The organism is Alkalibacterium sp. m-11 (genome assembly GCF_054658155.1).
The window spans coordinates 1-24,431 of the sequence record NZ_BAAGIR010000025.1; the positions used below are offsets into that span (position 1 = coordinate 1).

The 24,431-nt window shown below is 43.6% G+C and carries 22 protein-coding genes, 2 pseudogenes and 1 other annotated feature; of the genes and pseudogenes, 4 read left to right on the top strand and 20 right to left on the bottom strand.

What is annotated here, in order from left to right:
- The 17 genes and pseudogenes from ACYQ2O_RS04420 to ACYQ2O_RS04500 all read right to left on the bottom strand — a co-directional run.
- The coding region (locus tag ACYQ2O_RS04420; protein ID WP_459783892.1) for a helix-turn-helix domain-containing protein at positions 1-126 on the bottom strand (126 nt) is incomplete at its 3' end.
- 5 nt (positions 127-131) lie between these two features.
- Entirely contained in the window at positions 132-533 is a 402-nt protein-coding gene (gene tnpA, locus ACYQ2O_RS04425; RefSeq protein WP_459796088.1) for an IS200/IS605 family transposase, read from the bottom strand.
- A gap of 155 nt (positions 534-688) precedes the next feature.
- Entirely contained in the window at positions 689-1,840 is a 1,152-nt protein-coding gene (locus ACYQ2O_RS04430) for an amidohydrolase (RefSeq protein ID WP_346025611.1), read from the bottom strand.
- A 61-nt stretch (positions 1,841-1,901) separates the two neighbouring features.
- Positions 1,902-2,048 (bottom strand): annotated as a pseudogene (locus ACYQ2O_RS04435) (MetQ/NlpA family ABC transporter substrate-binding protein); the annotation flags it as partial.
- 33 nt (positions 2,049-2,081) lie between these two features.
- Positions 2,082-2,231: pseudogene (locus tag ACYQ2O_RS04440) on the bottom strand (ATP-binding cassette domain-containing protein); the annotation flags it as partial.
- A 98-nt stretch (positions 2,232-2,329) separates the two neighbouring features.
- Positions 2,330-2,485, bottom strand: coding sequence for a hypothetical protein (locus tag ACYQ2O_RS04445; RefSeq protein ID WP_459771106.1), 156 nt, complete (start codon positions 2,483-2,485; stop codon positions 2,330-2,332).
- 128 nt (positions 2,486-2,613) lie between these two features.
- Positions 2,614-2,890, bottom strand: a binding site (T-box leader).
- Between the two features lie 60 nt (positions 2,891-2,950).
- Positions 2,951-4,147, bottom strand: a complete 1,197-nt coding sequence (locus ACYQ2O_RS04450) for a cation:proton antiporter (protein WP_346025613.1) — start codon at positions 4,145-4,147, stop codon at positions 2,951-2,953.
- A gap of 56 nt (positions 4,148-4,203) precedes the next feature.
- Entirely contained in the window at positions 4,204-4,851 is a 648-nt protein-coding gene (gene pcp, locus ACYQ2O_RS04455; RefSeq protein ID WP_346025614.1) for a pyroglutamyl-peptidase I, read from the bottom strand.
- A 192-nt stretch (positions 4,852-5,043) separates the two neighbouring features.
- Positions 5,044-6,147 (bottom strand): hypothetical protein, encoded by a 1,104-nt coding sequence (locus tag ACYQ2O_RS04460; RefSeq protein ID WP_091266445.1) that lies wholly within the window; start codon positions 6,145-6,147, stop codon positions 5,044-5,046.
- Between the two features lie 212 nt (positions 6,148-6,359).
- Positions 6,360-6,572, bottom strand: coding sequence for a heavy-metal-associated domain-containing protein (locus tag ACYQ2O_RS04465; protein WP_091266442.1), 213 nt, complete (start codon positions 6,570-6,572; stop codon positions 6,360-6,362).
- A gap of 36 nt (positions 6,573-6,608) precedes the next feature.
- Positions 6,609-9,086: a heavy metal translocating P-type ATPase gene (locus ACYQ2O_RS04470; RefSeq protein ID WP_346025615.1), complete on the bottom strand. Its 2,478-nt coding sequence runs from the start codon at positions 9,084-9,086 to the stop codon at positions 6,609-6,611.
- A gap of 79 nt (positions 9,087-9,165) precedes the next feature.
- Positions 9,166-9,591, bottom strand: coding sequence for a CopY/TcrY family copper transport repressor (locus ACYQ2O_RS04475; RefSeq protein WP_346025616.1), 426 nt, complete (start codon positions 9,589-9,591; stop codon positions 9,166-9,168).
- Positions 9,592-10,047: 456 nt separating this feature from the next.
- Positions 10,048-11,499: a UDP-N-acetylmuramoyl-L-alanyl-D-glutamate--2,6-diaminopimelate ligase gene (locus ACYQ2O_RS04480; RefSeq protein WP_346025617.1), complete on the bottom strand. Its 1,452-nt coding sequence runs from the start codon at positions 11,497-11,499 to the stop codon at positions 10,048-10,050.
- Positions 11,500-11,573: 74 nt separating this feature from the next.
- Entirely contained in the window at positions 11,574-12,269 is a 696-nt protein-coding gene (cuyB, locus tag ACYQ2O_RS04485; protein ID WP_346025618.1) for a cysteate racemase, read from the bottom strand.
- 110 nt (positions 12,270-12,379) lie between these two features.
- On the bottom strand, positions 12,380-13,570 hold the full coding sequence (locus tag ACYQ2O_RS04490) for an SH3 domain-containing protein (RefSeq protein ID WP_346025619.1): 1,191 nt from the start codon (positions 13,568-13,570) through the stop codon (positions 12,380-12,382).
- 70 nt (positions 13,571-13,640) lie between these two features.
- Positions 13,641-14,363, bottom strand: coding sequence for a TraX family protein (locus ACYQ2O_RS04495; protein ID WP_346025620.1), 723 nt, complete (start codon positions 14,361-14,363; stop codon positions 13,641-13,643).
- 163 nt (positions 14,364-14,526) lie between these two features.
- A complete protein-coding gene (locus ACYQ2O_RS04500; RefSeq protein WP_346025621.1) occupies positions 14,527-15,873 on the bottom strand; it encodes a M20 family metallopeptidase in 1,347 nt (448 codons plus the stop codon).
- Between the two features lie 356 nt (positions 15,874-16,229).
- Here ACYQ2O_RS04500 and ACYQ2O_RS04505 point away from each other — a divergent pair, with 356 nt between their 5' ends.
- A complete protein-coding gene (locus tag ACYQ2O_RS04505; protein WP_346025622.1) occupies positions 16,230-17,636 on the top strand; it encodes an MATE family efflux transporter in 1,407 nt (468 codons plus the stop codon).
- A gap of 127 nt (positions 17,637-17,763) precedes the next feature.
- Here the strand turns inward: ACYQ2O_RS04505 and ACYQ2O_RS04510 are convergent, their stop codons facing one another.
- Both ACYQ2O_RS04510 and ACYQ2O_RS04515 read right to left on the bottom strand, forming a co-directional pair.
- Positions 17,764-19,335, bottom strand: coding sequence for a Mur ligase family protein (locus tag ACYQ2O_RS04510; RefSeq protein ID WP_346025623.1), 1,572 nt, complete (start codon positions 19,333-19,335; stop codon positions 17,764-17,766).
- Between the two features lie 53 nt (positions 19,336-19,388).
- Complete coding sequence (locus ACYQ2O_RS04515; protein ID WP_346025624.1) at positions 19,389-20,573, bottom strand: carboxylate--amine ligase; 1,185 nt, start codon at positions 20,571-20,573, stop codon at positions 19,389-19,391.
- 504 nt (positions 20,574-21,077) lie between these two features.
- Here ACYQ2O_RS04515 and ACYQ2O_RS04520 point away from each other — a divergent pair.
- From ACYQ2O_RS04520 to ACYQ2O_RS04530, 3 genes are all read left to right on the top strand, one after another.
- Positions 21,078-22,454 (top strand): MATE family efflux transporter, encoded by a 1,377-nt coding sequence (locus ACYQ2O_RS04520; RefSeq protein ID WP_346025625.1) that lies wholly within the window; start codon positions 21,078-21,080, stop codon positions 22,452-22,454.
- A gap of 289 nt (positions 22,455-22,743) precedes the next feature.
- Complete coding sequence (locus tag ACYQ2O_RS04525; RefSeq protein WP_346025626.1) at positions 22,744-23,118, top strand: GntR family transcriptional regulator; 375 nt, start codon at positions 22,744-22,746, stop codon at positions 23,116-23,118.
- Positions 23,119-23,120: 2 nt separating this feature from the next.
- Entirely contained in the window at positions 23,121-23,342 is a 222-nt protein-coding gene (locus tag ACYQ2O_RS04530; protein ID WP_346025627.1) for an ATP-binding cassette domain-containing protein, read from the top strand.
- 37 nt (positions 23,343-23,379) lie between these two features.
- Here ACYQ2O_RS04530 and ACYQ2O_RS04535 read toward each other — a convergent pair whose 3' ends face one another.
- A complete protein-coding gene (locus tag ACYQ2O_RS04535) occupies positions 23,380-24,279 on the bottom strand; it encodes an SDR family oxidoreductase (RefSeq protein WP_204669990.1) in 900 nt (299 codons plus the stop codon).
- Positions 24,280-24,431 lie beyond the last annotated feature (152 nt).

Here is a 24,431-nt window from a genome sequence, read left to right on the forward strand (position 1 = left end):
TTTGTAGTGGTTGATTTTGTCGCTGAGCATTTGGTTGTAGATGAAGCGGGCGCAGCCAAAACAATTCGCAAAATATTCTTTTTGCTGTTCGGTTGGGTATAATCTGTACTTGTATGCTTTCAACATATTTGTCACCTCACTTCGCCTTGGTTTTCAATGTATTTTTTTATAACTTCAATTGGAGCGCCGCCTGTTGTCAATAAGCAAAAACTCCTCGACCAAAACATTTCTTTCCATAATTTCTGCTTTACTTCTGGGAAGTTCTTTTTAATGAGTCGAGAACTGGCGCTTTTGTAGGCATTGATGAATTTGGACAATTCTGTGTTAGGGTGAGCTTTGAACAGGATATGAATGTGGTCTCTATCTTCATTCCATTCGATGAGAGTGATGTTGTAGTTTGTACTAATTCTTAGAAACATATCTTTGGCGTAATCTGAAACAGGGGGCGTGATGACTTTTCTTCGATACTTTATAACTAAGACAAGGTGGTAATACATCGAGAAGACTGAATGATTGTTGTTGTCCAATTCCATTGATGTCACTTCCTTTCTGTTGATTACCACTGAATAAAGTATACAACAAAAAGGACAGATTAACCACTTCAAGCTATCGCTTGACCGAAATTCATCTCCCACTTTCACTGGTGCTTCGCACCCATACGCTTAGAAGTGGGAGACTTCTTTCGGAATTACGTTAAAGGCAGACCTCTTTCATCTATATCGAATTGCTCATGATGATGGCCGTACCAGGTATCCGGATCATCCAGATTCCTGGTCCCTACCCTGGCATAAACTCCTGGGGCTTCTGCCAGGAAATCAGCAAAGTCATCTGCCCCTAGACTTTTCGGCTGACTGGTGATGACCCGCTCTGCTCCGACGATATCTGCAGCAACCCTTGCCGCACGTGCTGCCGGCTCTTCAGCATTGATAAGTGGTGCTGCAGCATCATAGTTTTCAAACGTAATCGAGGCCCTGTGGGATTCAGCCACATGCTTTGCAACGCGCTCAACTGCTTCCAGTACAAACTGTCTCGTTTCATGACTGAATGTACGCACGGTTCCTTCCAGTTCAGCGTGATTAGCTACAATATTATAGCGTGTCCCTGCATTCAATACCCCGACCGCGACAACGGCGTGATCCAGAGGGCTGATCTCCCTTCCTACGATACTTTGAAGTTCAACGGTTATGGCAGCCGCAGCCAGCAAGGCATCCACTCCTTTGTCAGGCTGAGCAGCATGTGCACTTTTTCCCTGAACATTGATCTTGAATATATCACATGACGCGTTCGTCGCTCCAGGAACGGATACGATACTGCCGACCGGGACACTGGAATCCAAATGAAGACCGAATACCTGATCAGTGTTTTCAACGAATCCCCCTTTAACAAATTGACGGGCACCTGCCCCTATTTCTTCAGCCTGCTGAAAAGCCAATTTGACTGTTCCTGAAAAGTGAGCTGCCTGTTTTTTAAGGATTTTCGCTGCGCCAAGAAGGGCTGCCGTATGTCCGTCATGACCACACGCATGATGTAGGCCAGGATTTTTCGATTTGTATGGCTTCTCTTTGGCGTCTTCCAACTCCAGCGCATCGATGTCCGCACGGAGAAGAATGGTTTTTCCTGACCCTTTCTGCCCTGTAATCGTTCCGATTGCACCTGTTTCTCCTACTGATTCGTATGGGACACCAAGTTTATCCAGCTCTTCTTTGATTCGTCTGATCGTTTCATACTCTTTTAAGCTCGCCTCAGGATACTGGTGGAAGTAGCGTCTCAGTGCGATGACCTCATCTGCTCCGGCCTGCACGTCTTCTCTGATTGATATTTCCGTTAATACACTGCTCATTTTTATCCTTCCTTTCACTCATTAAGATAACGGTTTTCAACTCGCTCGTAAACTTTTCAGATTAATCCCAGGCAGGTACGGATGAGCCTTTGGACGTTTCTTCAATGACTTCTTTGGTGTCTTCCGCCTGATAGGCTTCAACTACTTTCTGATAAGCTTGATTATCGGCATCTTCTTCTCTTGCAACAATGATATTGACGTATGGATCGGACTGCTCATTGACCGGATCCAGTAAGTTTATAGTTCGTCCCAGCGTACTTTTTCCGGCTCCGCTGTATCCGACGATGCCGTAAATATCGCCCTTTTCGACGGTCAACGATACATCCTGAACCGCCTTTACAGTCTGTTTTCTATCCTCAAAAGTCACGTCTATATTTTTCAGCTCAATCATCTGTCTCCCCCTCTTTATTTCAAAAAAAAACGTCCGTCCCCAAGACCAGGTTAAACTGATCTTAAGGACGGACGAAAAGCCCGTGTTACCACCTTGATTCAAACCAGCCTTACGACTGATTCCTTTAAAAGCACCCCATGAAGGCGATGCTTCGGCGCTGTAGTGGGCGCACCCATGGCAGCCTTATGTCTGATGTTCTGTTTATCCGACACTCGGTACCCTGCTTCGAGTCCATTTTCCACTTGCTCAAGCAAACCTGCTCTCACCTGCCCAGGCTCTCTGTTGTTGCTGTCTTGTAAGTGTACTTTACTCTTCATTGCAGTATATAGCTATTTAATTGTATAAAAAAACGTCCTTAAAAAAATCTTTATACAAAGACTCTTTTAAGGACGACTCATAATTAATGATTATCGTGTTACCACCTTAGTTTGCATGACCGTCTCCAGTCATGCCTCTGCCAGTACACAGGGCGTCAGTGTTGATTCACTACTCCTGTAGACTGCGTCACTATAACGGGTGAACCCGTAGCACGCTTACCCGACCGGGATCACCTGCTCCAATTCCAAGACCATTTTCCATTTATTCTTTCTTACCTGCTCCCACCACTACAGGCTCTCTGAGAAGACGTCCTAAATGTACTTTTCTTTTCACACTGTTTTCTTCTGTTTTTCTCATTTTCAAGAACTTGATTATTACTATACTTACTTCAGAATACTTTGTCAAATCTTTTTTGAATTTTTATTTTTTCCTTTAGTCAGCAGTTTCGGAGCAGTTGCATAAATCGCCGCTGCACCAAGTGGCGCTGTGACAATGATAGATAGGACAGCCAAGGCTAGAATCGTCGCGCCCTGACTTGCACCCATAGCCAGAGGGATCCCACCCATGGCAGCTTGAACAGTAGCTTTAGGCGTGTACGCAATCATGCAGAACAGTCTTTCCTTTTTATTAAGTGGGGTATTCATTGTTGCAAACCAGACACCGATGCTGCGTCCAACCAGTCCAAGTGCGATGATTAATAGACCGGTCACCCCTGCTTCCAAAGCCACCTCTATATTCACTTCGGCACCCACCAGTGCAAAAAGTAAAATCTGCAGGAAGATCCACAGCCCGGCTAGAGACTGGGTAAAGTGAGCTGTATGATTGGGGATGCGTTCAAGCAGAATAAAGCCTAGCGTCATGACTCCTAGAAGACTGGCAATCCCGACATGCTCGCCCCATTCAACAAACAAAATCGCTGCAGCTAAAAGCAGCAATAGTTTCTCGACGTATTTCTTATCGAACTGCTTGAACAGGAATGTCGCCAGAAGAGCAATGACTGCCCCACCCATCATGCCTGCGATTATACTGAACGGAATGGAGGCCAGCTCAAAAGCAATCGATGTATCCTGGCCACTGGTCCCCAGTCCAAGAAAGAAGGTAAACAAGGTAATGGCAAATACATCATCAATTGATGTCCCGGCAAGGAGCAAGGTCGGAACCTGTTTGTCTTCCCCGTATTCTTTTTCTTTCAGATCGAGCATGCTCGGCACAACGACTGCCGGGGACACAGCGGCTATAATGAACCCGAGCATTCCGGCTTCAGCAAATGAAAAGTTAAGCAGATAATACGCCAAGGCAGTTATGGTCAAACCTTCGAGAAAGCAGGGAATACTGCTGATTTTCAAGGCGATCGTTCCAACCTGCTTGATTTGATCTTTTTTAATACCCAAGCCGGCTCTCAGCAGGAGGACGATCAGAGCAAAGGTTCGTATATCCTGAGAGACGGTCAAAAGATCGCTGTCCAGCCAGTCCAGGACATATGGTCCTAAAGCCATTCCGACAAGAAGCATCCCTATCAACGGCGGCAGTTTAGTCCTGGAGACAAGTTTCCCTCCTATGTATCCAAATAATAATAGCAATCCAATTCCAGTAAGCATACTTACCTTCTCCCGCTTATGTACGAGAAGAGAGTGAACCCTTCTCTTCCTTCTCTTTAGTGAATCGTCCCACCCGTTTCTTTCATATCCTCTTTACCATGATACATGACGATCGCTTCGATTCCCACAGTTAATGCCCGGATAATATCTTCAAGATGCATAGACGGTAGATTCGGCTTGTCTACGACCTGCTCCGGGATGAAGGGAACATGGACGAATCCCCCGGTCTTTTCTGGAAAGTCCTTTTCGATGATGTGGAGCAGCTGATACATGATATGATTGCAGACAAACGTTCCGGCACTGTTTGACACACTCGCCGGCACACCGGCCTGCCTCATTTTCTCTACCATGGCTTTGACAGGAAGCGTGCTGAAATAAGCTGCCGGTCCATCTGGCTGAATCGGTTCGTCGATCGGCTGATTGCTCTTATTATCTGGAATTCGGGCGTCATCTATATTGATTGCTACACGTTCGGGCGTAACACTGTAACGTCCTCCAGCCTGCCCGACACAGAGAATTACATCCGGATCAGTCTCTTCAATTTTTTCCCTGAGAACTTCTGAAGAGTTATGAAACACGGTCGGCAGTTCCATAGTGATGATTTCAGCTCCTGCAATTCCCGAATCCAATCGTCTGACTGCTTCATATGCCGGATTTATTTTCTCTCCTCCAAAAGGATCAAATCCCGTCACTAAAATTTTCATATTATCTTTCCTTTCTATCTGATTACCCTGATAGCTAATATCCTCTTAGTGTAAGCCTATATTATTTTTTATCCTGGTTATACACTTTTTTTGTTCAAACTCGTCGACCGGCACGTCTGGTTCTGTTCACGACTCTAGAAACGTCAAAAAGACAGCCGGCAATCGCGTCAGCTGTCTCCCCTTTTTGCCTGATCAATAAAGCGTACGTCTATCCGGATCGATACGTTTCCATTGAACCGTTGTATCCATATTTTCCAGTTTAACTACCTGTGTACACTGATACGTGCGGTACCATGACTTGATGTTAGGCGTCATGCTGTTGATGACACGCTCAATGTTTGCCCCTTTAGGTGTATTCCAGTTTTCCGGAAAAGATAAATTGATGACTGCTTTCCCCTGCTGATGGACTACATTGTATTTCCCTTTCAAGAACCCGGCTTCTCCTGAAGGAACGATCTTGAACTCCCCGTAAATCGGTCGGCCTTCTTTGACTTCCTGATGATTAGGGAATGCCGGATCGAAGGTTACTTCTACAGGATTAGTTTCGTGATCCACGGTGATACGCTTAAGTTTATATAAATCATTTTTCGTTGTTTCATAAAGATAGGTATTATGTTCACCTCTAGCAATGCCATCCTCATCGATCTGTACCTGTTCCAGAGTATATCTTCCAGCTTCATTAAAATTCGTAACGACCGAATCAGTCGAGAATTCAACATAATAACGCGCCTGAAAGTCTTTGGGAAAAGCAAAGGGATCGACTTCGACTACCTGTCCGTCGATAGACAGGAAAATTTCAGTATCTCTTTTTCTGGCGAAGTCAAAATTATACAGGAAAAAGAGAGGCATAGAGTGAGGCTCCTGGATATGATTCCCTACAGACGGGAGCCAGGTCAATGGTTTAGTGTCCTTGTCAACTCTTTCATCGACATAGAGCACGATACGGCGCCCCAATTTGTCGTTGAAAACAAAGCCGGCATCCAGCTGACCGTTGGCATGTTCAAAATAGCCTTCATCAAACTCCACAGTGTACCGTTCCTTTAGACCTTTACCGCCTATAGACAAGATCTCTTCGTCTTCAGAAATAGTCAACGTATCCTGTACATATGAGTCTCTGTATCCATCAGTACGCCAGGCAAGAACTCTGAACCCTTCCCCCCATGGTTCTCCGCTAATATAATGAAGTTCGAAGGCCTCATATTCACTATCCGGATTTTTATGAAAATGAATCATAGCCATTTTTTTGATGGGTGATAATTTGAATCTAAATGGTACGTATGCTTTACCTTTTTTCATTCTTTCACCTTCTTTAAAAGTATCTAGTTTTAGTTCAGCTTATAGTTTTCCATTTATCAATCTGATAGAGATGATTTAATGATACACTATTTTTTAGTATCTGTAAGCAATTTTGACTGAAAGAATAACATTTTTGAAAGTGTTCTCATATTATAAAAAGAAACAGGCTGTCCACATTGACGCTTTATGGACAGCCCTCAGACTTTATTTTATTAAGAGGTAACAGAAACAACAGTGTATGTGGTATCAGCTAAAGCTTCTTTGAGCTTCTCTTCAGATACTTCCGTCCCGGAAACGATTTCTGCTTCTTTGGTATCCAGTTTTACTTGTACTTCCTGAACCCCTTCGACCTGTGTGAATGCAGCTTTTACTGAATTCGCACAGCCATTGCAGTTCATGCCTTCTACTATTGCTGTATATTTCATAAATAATCTCTCCTTCAAATTTATACGATTTACTGATTAACTAGCCTGTGTCCAAGTTGGTGCAAACTTTTTAAGTCTCAAGGCGTTCAGCAGAACTGAAACAGAACTGAAACTCATAGCAGCTGCCGCAAATACCGGATTGAGAAGTGGACCACCCAGCAGGAACAGCAGGCCCATGGCAATCGGAATACCAATTACGTTATAGGCGAAAGCCCAGAACAAGTTCTGCTTGATATTCTTCAATGTTTCCTTACTTAGTTCAATAGCCGTCAGCACTTCTTTTACATCGCTTCTCATCAGAACGACATCGGCAGACTCTACAGCAACATCCGTTCCAGAACCGATTGCAATACCGATATCGGCCTGAGCCAGCGCCGGTGCATCATTGATACCATCCCCGACCATGGCTACTTTCTTTCCTTCATCCTGAAGTTTTTTCACCTCATTGGCTTTGTCTTCCGGAAGCACATCACTCAGTACACGGTCGATACCGGCAAGTTGAGCCACTGCATTAGCGGTACGAGTGTTGTCACCTGTGATCATCGCTACTTCGATTCCTTGCTTCTGAAGTAACTGGACTGTTTTCACACTATTTTCTTTTAGTGTATCTGCGACAGCGATAATCCCTGCAATCTTTCCGTTGACTGCCAGATACATCGGTGTTTTTCCTTCATCCGCAAAAGTATCTGCCTGTGCTTCAATCTGATTATACTCGAAAGACTGTTCCGTCATCAATTTTTTGTTCCCGAAATAAAGGCGTATGCCGTCCACTTCAGCTGTCAGTCCCTGACCCGGAATGGCTTCAAAATCAGTCGCCTCCTGCAGCTTCAGGTTCTTTTCTTCTGCTTCCTTAACTATTGCTTCACCTAATGGATGCTCACTGCCTTTTTCTGCAGAAGCTGCCAAAGCTAACAGGTCTTCTTCTGACCAGTCAGTGCCTTCAGTAACGAAGACATCCGTCACAACAGGTTTTCCTTCAGTCAACGTCCCAGTCTTGTCGAAGACAATAGTCTGGACATTATGAATCGTTTCCAGTGCATCCCCGCTCTTGATCAGCACCCCATGTTCCGCTCCTTTACCCGTTCCGACCATGATTGCAGTTGGAGTCGCCAGACCCAAAGCACATGGACAGGCAATAACCAGAACGGAAATTAGAATAGTCAGAGCAAAAATAAAGCTCTGGCCAGCTACAAGCCATACCAACCCGGAAATGAGGGCCAGGACCATAACGATCGGTACAAAATAGCCGGTAATAATATCAGCCAATTTGGCAATAGGCGCCTTTGACCCTTGAGCTTCTTCGACCAGCTTTATGATCTGGGACAAGGTGGTATCTTTTCCAACTTTAGTTGCCCGATAATCAATCGATCCGTTCTTATTCATGCTGGCACCGATGATGTCGTCCCCTTCACTCTTTTCAACTGGCATGCTCTCCCCTGTCAGCATGGATTCATCTACGGATGTCCTCCCTTTTATGATCACACCATCTACAGGCATTTTCTCTCCCGGACGAACGCGGACAATATCTCCTGGAGAGACGCTTTCGACCGCCACTTCCTCTTCTTCGCCATTATGAACGATGCGGGCTGTCTTCGGTGCCAGATCCATCAGCTTCTGGATCGCCTCAGACATTCTCCCTTTGGAGCGCTCTTCCAGATACATGCCCAGTGTATGGAACGCCAGAATCACAGCCGCTGTCTCGTAGTACAGCATCATCGCCAGATCTGCTCCATCCACTATGATTGCATAAGTGGCAGCTACACTATATACGAAGGCAGCTACCGTCCCAAGCGAGATCAAGGAGTTCATGTTAGGATGTCCTTTCGATAAGGTTTTGAACCCTTGCTCAAAATACGAACGACTCAGCCACATCACAGGAATCGTCAAGATCAACTGAAGCAGAGCGTAAGGAATCGGATTAGCCATGTGATCGATCGGTCCTGGAAGCATGATGCCGATCATCGGAGCCATTGATACGTAAAAAAGTGGTACGGTAAAAATAGCAGTCCAGATGACTCGACGCTTGAGCACCTCTTCTTTCGACTCACTCGCTTCTTCTGTAGGTCCGTCTACCTCTACTTCATCCTCTTCTTTCGGGATAGCTTTGTATCCCGTCTGATTGATCGCATCTTCTATGTCTCTCACAGAAAGTTTAAGCGGATTGTATGTGACATTCATTTTTTCTGAGGCCAGATTGACTGACGCCGAAACCATCCCTTCAAGTCTGGATGCCGTTTTTTCTACGGTCGCAGAACATGAGGCACAGGTCATCCCTTCGATATTAAAGGTTGCGTTGACAGCCTGAGGCATGACTACAGTATAACCAGATGCATCGATCTCCTGTTCCAGTTCTTTCGGATCAAAGCTTGTTTCATCTACCTTTACAGTCAGTTTTTCGGAAGCCAGATTGACTGATGCTTCGACGACACCTGAGACCTTTCTAGCCGTCTTCTCTACAGTCGAGGCACATGACGCACAGGTCATGCCTTCGACCGGATATGATTTTAAATCCATTATTTTCTCCTCCTGATTCGGTTTTGTTCTTAATGAAACGAGCGCAACTATCCAGTTGTCTTATTTCTCGCTCACTCTTTTAACTACATGTACACTGGCCGGTAATGCATCCACAGGCTACCACTTCAGGAGCATTCTCTTTTTTCATTTGAATAATTTTTTCCAGCGATTCCAGGTCCTTAATGCTAAGTGTTCTGCTCTCAAGCATCATTTCGATAAGCTCGCCTACTTTTCTAGTACAGACCTGGTTCAATAGATGCTCTGATGCTTCCTTCAGACTTTCATCTTCTGTAACAGCTGGCGAGTAGTCGTACTGACGACCGTTCTGCGCCGTTGTCAGCATCCCTTTTTTCACCAGACGTCCAATAAGTGTCTTTGTAGTAGCTAGTTTCCAGTCTTTCTTTTCATTGAGGATACGGCTGATTTCCTTGCTTGTAATGGGATGCGTCGTCCAGACGACTCTCATTACTTCCCATTCTGACGGGGAAATTTGTATGTCCTTCATCTTACCCCTCCTATGATTACAATTGTAAACGTTGGTTCGTATTTATAGTTTACAATTGTAGTCTATAGATGTCAAGGTTTTTTTTACCTCTCTTATAATCTTTAGTAGCTGATCTGTTTTCAGATATATAATGTCCAGAGATTAGTTATTTTTAGGATTACTCTGTTTCATTAAGTAGTCAAAACCCGTTTTAACGGGTTCTCTCCTCTCAAACTTAAAGCATAAAGTGATTGCATTTGAACTCAGTTACGATTTTCCATTCGAGTTCCGGGGCTATCGCGTTTGCTCCTCAACTCAGGTTCGTCTCTTCTTCGAGTTCCACTGCTAGCCCGTACCCAGTCTGTATTACCCCCCCTTCCAGACAGACCAACTTCAACACTCATCCCAGAAAGGCATAGAAAAAAAGTTTACCTTACCCTGGTCAACTGACCTGTGATGGAAAGATAAACTCTCAGTTTAAAATGAATAATAGTCTACAAAGTAGTCGATTGTCTCTTTATCCGTATGGGTGGAGAGGTTAAAGGTGCTTGTGTACTTTTCATGTCCTTTTCCTGTAAGAATAATAAGCGTCTTTTCTTCTGCTTCGTCAATGACTTGTTTGACGGCCATCGTCCGGTCCATGATTACCTTCACTTTATCTTCAGGATGCTTCAGTGCCAGCTTCATATAGCTGTTTTTCATGATCTCTTCCGGTTCTTCATTCAGATCATCCAGTGTCATAAGAGTGCAGTCGCTTCCTGAAACGGACGCATCGAACATTTTCTCACGTTTGGAATGATCACGACTGCCTCTGAAGCCAAAAATATGGCATATTCTATGATCAGGATACAAGCTCCTGCATGTTGATAAGACTGCCTCTAGCGCTTCAGCCGTATGCGCATAGTCAATGATCGCCTTGACGTCATCCTTTATTGTATACACTTCAAACCGTCCTGGAATAGGCTCGAGGTCTTTGATCATTTCATTCAGATTACTGATATCATGTCCTATATCTTTCACTACAGTTCCTGCCATGGCTAAGTTGAGCAGATTGTGCTTGCCTGGTAACGGCGCATCCACTTTAACTGTCTTCCCATCCATCAGGAGTTCGCTCTCTCCTTCAGCACGGAATGTAAAATGAGTGTTCTCCTCATCTGACTCTCCTACTGTCAGAACCTCTATGTCCTCTTCGAGAAGAAGGTCTTTCAGAGTTTTCCCCCATGTGTCTTCGATATTGATGACAGCTTTCCCTCCGGGTTTAAGAAATGAAAACAGCTTCTTTTTTGCTGAAAAGTACTCTTCGATTGTTTTATGATAGTCCAGATGGTCATGCTGGAGATTGGTGAACAGACCATAATCGAAGAGCATTCCTTCCATCCGGTGCTGCTGCAGACCTTGTGAAGACACCTCTATTACGACTGTTTCGTCATCTGATTCAGCCAGAAATTTCTGAATTTCCGAAGCGCTTGGAGTAGTTAATGAACTGTCCACCCGTCTGCCGTTCACTTCATTAAATACCGTTCCAAAGAAGGAGACCGTATAACCTGCTTTTCTCAGCAGATGCGTAGTGAAGAGCCCCGTCGTAGTTTTACCATTCGTTCCGGTCACTCCAATCACTAACTTACTTCTTGAAGGATAGCCATAATAACTTGCAGCCAGTGTTCCGAGCATTTTTCTGGAATCTTCCACCTGAACATACGGGACAGATAACCCCGTCACAGGTTTCTGCCCGATGATCATAGCTGCCCCATTATCAATAGCCTGGTCAATGAAATCATGTCCATCTTTCTGAAATCCTTTGATGGCGACAAAAATTTCTCCTTCGCTTATTCTGTCTGCCCGTTCATTGATTCCTGCTATTTCAATAGTATTCAGATCATCATCTGTTTCGATACCTTCAATCTGATGTATTATTTCTCTCCATTTCACTTTAAGATCTCCTTAATTTACCTATACTCTTACGCAGACGTGTATTATCACTACAGCATTCTACGATTTGTTTTTTATCTTCCTGTCAGCATCCTCGCTGCCGCTCTCATCGGATCGATGAAAGGCACACTCAGATCGTCTGATCCCAGGACCAGTTCCACTTCTGTGCATCCCCCAATGATCAGCTCGCAGCCCATCTCATCGATCAGCTGATCCGCTGCTTCTTTAAGCAACTGTTTTGGATACTCGCCGTTGTTTCCCTGTTTGATTCCGTTCTCACCGAAAATTGCCCGCATGACTTTCTCTTCCTGTACCGACTGATCGGGGAATAGAACGGATTTGCTTTTAATGTACGTTTGAAAAAGTTCTGTTTCTTTCGTTGCTGTTGTAGAAAGCACGCCTATTTTAGTAACAGAAGCAAAGTTATCCGCTAAATACTCATCTAATCCTTGAAGGACATGATAAAAGGGAATGGAAACATGCTTCTGTATTTCTTCATGAAAGTAGTGCGCTGTAATGCAAGGCATAGCCAGTACAGTGGCCCCAGATTTTTCAAGATTCTGTGCTGTATTTATCATTTCAGATAGAGGAGATTCTCCCCCGTACAGAATGGCTTTTGTTCGGTCAGGTATTTTCGGATTACTGTCAATAATCACACGATAATGATCCTGATCTTTAGTGACCTCGGTTTCTTCGATGATTTTTCTAAAGAAACTGGCTGTAGCAAGCGGGCCCATCCCTCCCAGCACACCGATTACATTTGGTTCCATATAATTAGTTTCACTCTTTTCATTAACTAGTATTTGGGAACTGACTTCAGATTTTCATTTCACCTGTTTTTACTGGCCTTCTAAATTGTTTGTACTCAAAACCAGCAGTCTCAATCAATATTTTCCTGCACATCCTGCCATTTAGGCTGACTATTGATTGTCCGACTGATATCGAAATCTCCTGTACTGGCATCCGGACCTAGTAGTTCAAGAATATCCAGGTCATTGAAATGCCACCATTCTGAAGCAAGAGGAGTGAATCCTCCTCCAACCATATATTCCTGCAGCCTCACAGCATGCTCAGACGCATCAGGATGAATGTCCAGTTCACGCCATCCATCCCGATCCAACGAGCTTATCGGTTCCTCAAAAATAGCTGAATCGACACTCAATTCGTGCATCGGGGTGTGCATCTCGTACTCAGTATAATCAGTCACTTCCATAAACAGGTAATCCCCAACTACACGCTCAGAAACCTCGTTCACCTGAGCCAGACTGATATCTACAGCTGCTCCCCGGTTATGATTGGAGATACCTGAATGAATGAACCAGCCGATACTCCAAGGTGCCTCTGTCACACCCGCTCCTACTTCTTCATTTTCTTCAATAAGTTCTACCAGAGATTCTCTGACCAGCACACTGTTTTCTTGTGAACGAAATGACTCATAAAGGACGAGTGTTTCTCCATTCAGCATAGCAAGCTGCTGAGCCTGAAACAGTTTCTGCGCCGTACTGTATAAAATTGGAAATATAAATTCTTCTCTGTTCAGACGGTCGTTGAAGTCGATCATATTACTGATCGACTCTCCAGTGACATCCGGGATCTCAATATAGGAAGACATGAATAGCGAGGAATAGCTGTTTGCATGATCATAGACAATCGAGGGGGCAATATCAGGCATATTGATAAATGCTGCCTGGTGTCTGATCCAGCCTTCCTCGTTTTCCGTTCTGATCATCCACCAGTCTTCATATTCCGCTCTTATTTCAAAGGGCGTTCCAGGCAGCAGAACAGCAAAAATTTCAGAGGTGGGGTCCGGCGCCCCGTATAGATCTTCTTCTATTGATGTATAGCCGGCTGCTCCAATTACAGGCAGTTCAAACACATCATTATAGAATATAGGAAGTGAAGGGGGTGTGTCCACAGGATCTTCTACAACTTGTTCTCTCTGCCTTTCCTGTTCTTCCTCCTCAACATCGTTCGTACTAAGTGTTCTGCTTATCAGGAAAACTATTCCGGCTACTATCAGCAAGCTTAGAAGTGCGATAACAGTTTTCAATACGGTTTCTTTTCTGTTCAAATTCTAAACTCCTATTTCCCATTTTTAGGCATCGGGTCCAGCTCGTCCTGACTATAGACATTGACTTTGGTCATCCCATCAGCAGTCTGATTGCAAAAAGCAGCAGCAGATGAAGGGGATAGAACCAGTAGAATCCCCATTTAGTAAAGGCATTACGCATGCCAGGTTTATTGTTGTACCACCAAAAAAAAGGAATGGTCAGCAGTACCCCGAACCGGTAGCTGGCATAGAGACCCATGTCCTGCAGTCCGGGTAGAATGTAAAAAACTAGTGCAACTAGCACAAAGATAACAACTTTCAGTTTAGGATACTCCCTGAAGAGACCAAAAACAATGATCCACAAAACCCCGATATAGTGCCAGTTGGAAGGCATCGAGAAAATAAAGACCATGCCCAGAAGAGTCATTCTCACTAATACATTCCAATCCTCTTTTGTTATCACGGCTAGTGCAATGACTCCCAGCATGAGAGTCCAGATTACACTTGTAGCGCTGAACATTCCAAGTCCAAAGTACAAGTTATATGGCACATGAGAAACGATTGCAAAAATAAACAGCCTGAAAATGTATCTCTTTTTGTTTGATGTATAATGATGCCCTTCAGCTATTAAATAACAGATCAAGGGCGCAGCCAGCCTTCCCGCTAGATGGGCAATCCAGCGTTCGGAGCTGCCGAATTCAGTGACAAGGCGAGAAAAATGGTCAACGAACATAGCGACTATTGCTATAATTTTTAATGTATTGGCATTAACCTCTATATTCTGAAGAGGCAGATAAATCGATTTTTCACTCATTTTAAACACTCCAGACCTGAAACCGTGCAATAATATAATAAAATTACAAAAACATACAACTAAAAACGTAATATTATTATAGTATCATTATAAAACGAGAGAAAGCGATATGTCCCAAAAAAAGTCAAACTGTAATCTGATTGTCAATAAATTTTAAGTCTAGTCAGTTCACACAAGCTAGACGAAAAATCGCTTCTGAATAAATATCCATGGCAGTATAGAAGTCGTCCAGAGTAATATGCTCATTTTCCTGATGGGCCAGACTTTCCTGCCCCGGGAAATGAGCGCCGAAAGCAACCATGTTAGGCATCGCTCTTGCATAAGTCGCTCCTCCAGTTGACGTCGGTTCTGAATCATCACCTGTTTTGTCTTTATAAAGGTCGAGCAAGGTCTGAACCAGGTCACTTTCAACTGGGACATGGAGAGACGGCAAATAATCGAATTCCTTGTATTCTAGGCCGTATAATTCTACGGCTTCCTTCAACGCTGTTTCGATTCTCTGCTTATCGTGCGTGACGGGGATACGTATATCCAGCACCACTTCAGAATAATTATCATTGATTTCAAGCTTACCGACGTTGAGCGTGAGCTCGCCGGAGATATCATCTCTAACTTCTCCGAACAGAGTGAAGCCGTTTGTTTCCACTCCTATTTTTTCTCCGATGAATGAGACTGCCGGATGAGGCTGGAAACCTACCAGTCCTTTTGCGAGAAGGGCGATCGCGTTTTTTCCATCCTGAGCCTGACTCGCGTGCACACTTTTCCCATGTACAATGATTCTATTATCTTCTACTGTGTAAGGCACATCCATCTGATCAAACACTGCAGAAAGCTGGTCGACTTGACCATCCGAATACTCAGCAGTATCCGGTACAACATTTGGTGATTCTCCGCAGTGGACCTCCATTTTTGCTGCACCAGGTCCAGTCAGAGTGACTTGAAGCAACGCTTTTTCCGCATAAGTAAGAGGAAAGGTCCCGTCAGGCACAAATCCAAGGTCCGGCATCGTTTCATGCGCTTTGTACATTTTCATGCATCGCCACAAGGTTTCTTCATCAGTTCCGAAAATAAAGCGGACTTTTCTGCTGAAGGTCTCTTCAGCATCGATAAGAGCTTTCAATGCATATAAAGCAGCAATCGTCGGACCTTTATCGTCTTGAGTTCCCCTGCCGTAGACCGCACCATCCTGCTCTGTTGCTGTAAACGGATCACTATCCCATTTTTCTTTGTCTCCTTCAGGCACGACATCCAAATGGCAGAGAATACCTAACGTCTCTTCACCGTCTCCATAATCTGCATAGCCGTAGAAGCCCTCAGGATCATAGAAGGTATCCATCCCCAGCTTGTCACAAATGTTGAGCGTTTCTTTCAAAGCTGCATCGATGCCTTTTCCAAAAGGAGGAAAAGATCGTTCATTCCCGTTGGTTGTATTGACAGACGGAATATTTATGAGTTTTTTCAGTGCACGCAGGCTATCTGCTTTTATCGATTTAGTTATTCGTTCATTCATTGACGGATCCCTCTTCTTCTATAATATACTTGCTACTTGCACTTCTTAAGTTATTTGTGCTGCTACTTCTGTGATCCTATGTACCGTGGCTTTATGGTCATACAGATATTATCAGCTTACTAATTATATGGTCAAAACGAGTATAGCAAAATCTTTCATACATTCATACCTAAGTTGCTTTATCCGCTTAACTTTAAAGGTCCCTACATATTTTAAATTATTTTGTCGCTTTCTATTGTAATTATATTTTTTCTGGCTATAATTACTGGGTACTTAATTTAATTATACGGAATCGATGACGCGTAAAAAGTGACACTTTGTCATGCGCTGTTCATTTACAGCTAGGAGGATGACATGTGAAAAAAGACATGACCCAGGAAAATCCGGTGAAACTGATTATTGGATTTATGATCCCTTTATTAATCGGTAATTTATTTCAGCAGCTCTATAATATGGCGGATGCCTTCATCGTGAGTCAGACGATCGGAGTCACGGCATTTTCTGCCATTGGCTCAACTCTCAGTCTCCAGTTTCTGATACTTGGACTGGCGATCGGGATTACAGCCGGGCTGGCGGTGATCACCGCTCAACGTTTCGGTCGTAAAGATGAAAAAAGCCTGAGACAGAATCTGGCAACCAGCCTGATAATCAGTGTAACTATCGCTGTGGTACTGACTATACTGACGACGACTTTTACTGAAGAAATACTTACGATCATGCAGACGCCTGAAGAAACCTATGCGTATGCCTACGATTATCTGAATGTCCTGTTCAGAGGAATCGGTGCAGTGATCATGTTCAACTATCTGGCCAATCTTCTGCGTGCCATTGGTGACAGCCGAACACCGCTTTATTTTCTTATCATTACTTCTCTTCTGAACATCATTCTGGATTATACCTATATCCTGGTGTTCGATCTCGGTATCAGAGGGGCTGCTCTGGCGACGGTAACTGCTCAGATCACCTCAAGTGTGCTATGTCTGCTTTATATATGGAAGAAAGTGCCCATTCTCAGAATTCATAAGGAAGACTGGAAACTCAGTGCTGCAGAATTTAAAGAGCATCTACGAATCGGTCTGCCTTACGGTTTTCAGTATTCGATTATCGCAATCGGTTCTGTGGCAATCACCATCACATTGAACCAGCTGGGAGCTACTGCAGTGGCTGCCTATACAGCTGCTCAAAAAATCGATGCTGTTGCTGTCCTTCCCCTGCAGTCCTTCGGGGTGACGATGTCCACCTATGCCGCTCAGAACTACGGTGCCAGAAAACTGAATCGTGTCTGGTACGGTGTCGATAAAGCTGTAAAAATGAGTGTCGTCTACAGTATCGTGATCGGTATTCTACTGATGATATGGGGACGAAATCTGGCAACCTTGTTCGTCGGTGTTGATGCCCCTGCGGAAGTTTTACGCATGATTCAGTTCTATTTCCTGTCGAATTCTACATTGTATGCTGTCCTGTCTGTTCTTTTCATATACAGACACACGCTTCAAGGACTTGGAAACAGCCTGGCTCCTACTGTTGCCGGTATAGGTGAACTACTGGCGCGTATAGGTGCAGCAGCCTTCCTGTCCATCCCGCTAGGTTTCATAGGTGCTGCCATTGCCAATCCGCTGGCCTGGTTTGCGGCCTTCGTTCCTCTGGTAATGGCATACCGCTCAACTAAACGAACCTTGTCCGGTCGCATGGCCATCACTCTGGAAGAAGAAAACGACATGTCAGATCTGGAAACGACTTTTGCTTCCTCAAAATTAAAATAATTCACCAGTAGGAATTAATTTCCAGTGTATAAAGCAAAACCGAAAGATCTTTTGTCCAATGTACAAAGGTTCTTTCGGTTTTTTTGTATGCTCCTGATGAAGGGATTCACTAACCCTCAATGCTTTACTATTTACGTTCCTTATCAAGGAAGGATTCATCTATTCCAGCTACTCTTTGAGTCAAGGGCTTCAGCACCGATTCTTTATCGAGTTCCGGTCTCATTTCAACCAGCTGATGAAGAATATATTTGGCTCCAAAGTCCATTCCCTGTGCCCCGCCAAGAAGGATGACATCCCCTTTCTGTACTTGCTTCAGACTTGACTGGAGTGCATCCGGCATTTCCTTGTGCAGTTCGATTTCCACACCAACTTTGTCCATTTCTTCTTTAAAGGCTTCAAGCTCTTCAGGAAGTACATCATCTTTATCAATGACATGGGATTCGCTCAGAGATACAATAACTTTTTCCAGACCTAATTTAGGCGCCCACTTAGCTAAAGCCTCAGCATTTTCACGGTTAGTTGTCACACCACGGCTTCCTCTGATCGCATAAACAATGTGAAGTGTCTTGTAATCCATCTTGGTCAAAGTCTCAAGGGTAACATCTATGTTCCCTGCATTTGCAAAATGATCATCCACGATCTTAAAATCATTTTCATATATGAACTGGAATCGACGTTCAACACCTTTGAAATTGCTTATTCCGGACTGTATTGTCTCAATGTCCACGCCACTGATTAGACCGATAGTGACCGCCGCCATTGCATTATACACAGAGTGATAGCCTGCTACAGACAAGTCTATTCTGAAACTGGTCTGTTCAATCGTCCTGCCCGTGATCGTCTTGAACGGTTTTCTAACTTCCACTCTAAAGGAGCCTCTCCCGCTCGCAATATCCAGATCTGAGCAGTATAAGTGCCCGGAATCATCTTTCAAGCCGTAAGTCACTACGTAGGCCTCTGTCTGACTGATTAAGGATGCCGAATAGTCATCATCAAGATTTAAAACAGCAAACTGACCTGATCCGGCTTCTCTGATCAGACTTGCTTTAGCATTATAGTACTCTTCAAAAGAGCCATGTAAATCAATATGCTCCCGACTGATATTGTTCAGAGCCACGATATCAAAATCCACATTCCCTACTCGACTTAGGTCCAGCGCCGAAGAAGATACTTCCATAGTGACATGAGATATATTTTCCTGTCTCATTTTTGCAAAATATCCATGAAGATCCAGAGACTCAGGCGTCGTCAGCACACTCGGTACAACAGTTTTTCCGTACTTGACCATGACTGTCCCGATAAGCCCAGTATTCAGCTTGTTCTCTTCCAAAATAGAATTGGTCATGAACGAAGTAGAAGTTTTTCCATTCGTCGCTGTTATTCCGATCACTGTGAAATCTTTCGATGGGTGATCATAGTAACGGTCCCCAAGTGCAGCCAGAGCCTGACGGCTGTTTTCTACCTTATATTGAGGGACATCAAGATCAGGAATAAAACGTTCGACAACTAGAGCCGCAGCCCCTTGCTCCACAGCTTTTGTAGCATATTCATGTCCATCAGTCTGATACCCTTTAATGCAGACAAACAATGTGCCGGACTCGACCTCTCCAGAGTGATAGGCTATTTTATCAATCTCAACATCGTTTTGATTTATAGAATCGATGAGTGTTATCGATTCAAGTAATTCTGATAAGCGCATGTATTGTTTCTCCTTTTTAATAAGCTGATCCTTGACAGCTCACTCACTTTTTCTTAAAACAGCTTCTTCTTCACTTTACCCAAAAGAACACCTAGATAAGCGAATCCTGGTCTTGGATCTTTACGATCCCATATTGCTCCCACTCGTTTATCTGTGTACGTTTTAGCAATTTGACCGACTGACAGCTGCTTGGACGCCAGATATGCTCGTGTGGCATGTAAGTCTTCATACATGTAGTGGAAGCCGTATCCTGTCGTTTCCTCCAGAGTCTGCTCTCCTATCGGTTGTCCTGTCAGTTCTTTGTATGCCAGCAGCGGCATATTGAAGCCCAATTCTGCAAGCATCTGATTAAAGTTCGTGGTCCGGGCATTGATTTCAATCAGGTAATATTCTCCTGTCTGCTCGTCTTTCTTGAACTCAATTTCCGCAAAACCTTTATAGCCGATACCTTCGAGGAACGGAATGCCTATTTCTGCCAGTTCCGGTACATGAGTCTGCTTGATGTAAACAGACGCACCGAAGTTGATCGGGTACTGCCTCTGCTTTTGTGCTGTCAGCCAGTGTGTCACTTTTGCATCCTGGTTCAGGTAAGCATCAAAGGTATACATATGATCGTCGAACCCCTGAATGAGCTGCTGGACAGCGACATCGATATTTTTTTCCTTCACTGCTTCCAGCTTTTCAAGAAGCTCTTCTCTATTATTGATTTTAAACAGCTTGCGTCTGAATGTAGAAACGAAGGTCGACGAATCGAACGGCTTGATGATGCATGGGTATCCCAGTTCGCTTTCGACTTTTTCAATGAGGTGTTCATCATCTGTGCTGAAGCTTTTCGGTACACGTACATTATGCTCTGCCGCCAGCAGATACAATTTGTCCTTGTCGATGATATCGCTCCAGAAGCCCTTCTGGGTCTGGTTGAACAAGTAGTATTCTTTCAGTTCATCAAAATATTTATCGATCAGCAGAACAAACGGGTCTGCCGTGGGATACAAAACTGGCTTGTGTGTCTGCTTTTTAGCATATGCAATCAGAAAGTTCTTGAACTGTTCTGCCTCTTTTTCATGGTGAGGGGCAATCACTCGCTCAGATAAATACTTTGATTTAAATGCATAGGCGCCTTCTTCCTGATAGTGGACCCCTGTTACATGAATCCCCTGCTGTCCTAGACATCTGATGATGCTTAACCCGATATAATAATTGCACCCTAAAACGACCGCTTTATGATCAGTCTTCATTCCTATTCACTCTTTTCATTAATGTCATGTCTTTTCAATTCTATTTTTAGTATGTGTGACTTGAAAGTCATTATATTTCACTGTGTTATTCAGTTATCTTACCAGACTATCGAGGCTTTTACCCAGCCTCTTGTTCCAGAATTCATCAGTTATCATTATAACACACTGAAAATCATTTAAAAAAGAGAGTGTTTTCCTAATTTCATAACGCTTTAATTCCTTTTACTGCTCCTTAATCCATCTGACAGATTAATCGCAAGGCCGGTTCATAATTCGTCTACATTTAAAGCAGATTCCCGAATCCTTCCATGAAAGCGATGAGAACGCAGTCACTGTGGCATTTTGTACGTGTTCAACAAATTGTCACAACTATCTGACCTAATCCCTTGCTTATTTTTTATAAGTACCTATACTAGTCAAAAGACTCATCAATGGAAAACAGATGAAAACAATTACTATAAGCACTTTTAAACATGTTTTGCCATTATACAGGAGGAATTATTTATGAACAAAGATATGACTAAAGGAAACCCACTGAAACTAATTTTACTTTTCACGTTTCCATTAATAATAGGAAATTTACTGCAGCAGCTGTATCAGATGGCGGATACGTACATTGTCAGCCAGACGATCGGTGTCAATGCCTTTGCTGCTGTCGGGTCAACCAACAGCATCAACATTCTGGTCTTGGGACTGGCCATTGGATTAACTTCCGGACTGGCCGTTCTGACTGCCCAGCGTTTCGGAAAAAAAGATGAAAAAGCGATCAGAGAAAACCTTGCCGCCAGCGTGATCATCGCAGGTACGGTGAGTGTCTTGCTGACCATTCTGTCACTTGTTTTCCGACGCAATATTCTAGAATTCATGAATACACCACAGGAACTGTTCGGGTACGCTAATGACTATCTGACTATGATGTTCGCGGGACTAAGCGGAGTTGTTCTTTTCAACTTGGTATCCAACCTGCTTAGAGCAATCGGAAATACAAAAGCGCCACTTGTCTTTCTAGCCATTTCATCAGTGCTGAATGTTATTTTAGACCTTGTTTTCATCCTGGTCTTCGATATGGGCGTCGCAGGAGCCGGGCTGGCAACAGTCATCTCACAGTTCGTTTCAGGCGTGATCGGTCTCGTTTATATTCAAAAAAATGTCCCTATGTTCAGAATTCATAAAGAAGACTGGACTGCCGGATTCAGACAGATCAAAGAACATGCTTCTATTGCTTTCCCTATGGGCTTCCAGACATCACTTATTGCCATCGGTATGATAGCTGTTACTATGACTTTGAACACACTTGGACCTGAAGCTGTTGCTGCAACGACTGCAGCTCAAAAAATCGATGCCCTGGCTACCAAGCCTCTTATGGCTGTCGGTGTCACAATGGCCACTTATACCGCACAGAACTATGGTGCCGGAAATCTGGACCGTGTATGGGAAGGTGTACAGAAAATAATGAAAGTGACATTAGGCTACAGTGTTGTAGTCGGTGCGCTGCTGGTCATTTTCGGACGACAGATTGCTATGCTGTTCGTCGGACCTGAAAATATCGAGATCCTTAACATGTCTCGCCTATACTTCATGACGAACTCGACATTCTATGTCTTCCTGGCTATCCTGATCGTTCACCGCTATACACTTCAGGGATTAGGTAAAAGTACTGCCCCAACTCTTGCCGGACTGTTCGAGCTGTTTGCACGTGTCGGAGCTGCTCTGATTCTGTCACAGTCACTGGGCTTTGTCGGTGTGGGGCTGTCTAATCCGCTTGCCTGGGTCGCAGCGCTGTTCCCTCTACTGGGATCCTACTACGCATTCAAACGTCAGCTGACAGGTGCGTCAAAAAAACCGATTCTATCCGGAAAATTAGCACGGTCAAGTAAATAATGCCTTCACCGGTCTCTGTTACTCCTTTGAGTGACGGGGACTTTTTTTCTACATCAAAAGTGCGAGGTGACGAGCAAGGATAGGCATTGTAAATAAATGCAAAAAAATAGTTGACACCTGAATTGTATTAAGCATATAATACACTTTGAACAGTGAGCCAGAACTGACGGCTCTACTTTTTTTACACCTAGTGTATTACCTGCTTAGTACACACGGTACATTACCCTCATGCCGTCTATCCCAGCACTACGGATTGATTCATGAGTACCAGTCGAAAGGAGTCCTGAGTTTGAGTGTAACGTTTAATAAGCGTGACCCTATCTATCTTCAGGTCATGACCCATCTAAAGAAACAGATTGTCTCAGGTGAGCTGAAACCTGGGGTTGAAATGCCGTCGAGGCGCCAGCTGGCCAATCAGCTTAAAATCAATCCGAACACCGTTCAGCGGGCCTACAGCGAAATGGAGGAACAGAGATTGATCTTTACAGAACCGAATAAACCCAGCCGGATCAGTGAAGATCCGAATGTGCTTAATCAGTTGAAAAAAGAATGGCTGAACCAGGCGATCACTCGCTTCGTTTCCGCTATAGACCCTATCGACATGGATCTTGAAGAACTGATGCCCATGATCGAACAGGAACTTGCAAATAGAAAGAAGGCTTAAAAATGATCGAAGTTAAAGATATCCATAAACAGTTCGGACGGAAAAAAGTCCTGAACGGCGTGTCCTTTACGATCGAAAAAGGAGAAATCAGCTGTCTCGTCGGCGTGAACGGGGTCGGTAAAACGACGATCCTGAATGCCATCATGAACCTGACCCCTGTTAAAAAAGTTAGATCATTTTCTGATGTGATCTTCAACAATCGCGCCTCGTTCGTGGGGCATTAGGTGCTGTTATGCGATTACCCTTCCATTTATTTTATGTTTATCCATTCAAGAATGAAGTATGCTCTTTAACCCATTGAGAATATGTTTTTAGAGGTCTATTAATAATATTTGTAATTTCAGAGTTAAATTCAACTGGGTTATTTGAAATGGATTCAAGTACTCCTAATCTGTGAGAGATTTCATACTCATCAAGCCCTTCCTGGCGGAAGTATTCAAAAGCCTCATCTGAGGTTAATTCTTTGAATTTTATTTCTTTATTTAATACTTCACTTAGGATTTTTTTGCGCTCCAAAGGGCTTATAGAATGCCCATAAACATGCAGTGTTTTATTAGATAAATTGACTTGTTGAAGTTCTTTAGAAATTACGAATGCTAAATCTTCTTCATGGATCAGAGGGACTTTTGTATGAACGTATGGCTCTTGAATTAGGCTATCTTCTCTTATATGTTCTGCCCAACTTTTACCAGCTGAATAATGGTCTCCAACCAGAGTAGAAGCCATAATATTTGAAGGAACAATACGCGTATGTTTAATCTCCGAACGCTCAACTACCACATCAATAGCTAACCAATACCAGCTGTCGGGGGGAAATTGAATTTCTATTTCAGGACCATGTGAAGATAATGTTACTATTTTCTTTACACCAGCTTCTTTAGCCATATTTACAGCTTCGTAAACAGTTTCCGGAATAGCTCCTGCGAGAAATACTGCATCTATATTTTCAAATGCCAGAGGAGTATCGTCAGGTTTCGTAATGCTTCCATTTATGACCTTAGCTTCTTTTGGCCAGTTTTTACTTTGCGATTTATTTGCAAGTATGTGGACATCGAAGCCTTCTTCAATAAGCTGCCTCGCAAGATGCCGAGATACGAATTCATTGGGAATAGACCCTGGATAATCCACAAAGGGGGTTACTGTCAGTAATATTTTCTTCATTTAATACCTCACTCCTTATAGAGTTAGAGACACCTAGGAAACTATAGATGCTCTATATAAGTGGATTTAGGGTTTTCTCTTTTGAGTTTTCCCTCCACTTATTTTCTTTTTTTAAATTTTTTCACATTTTTATGCTTATTACTTGACTTTTG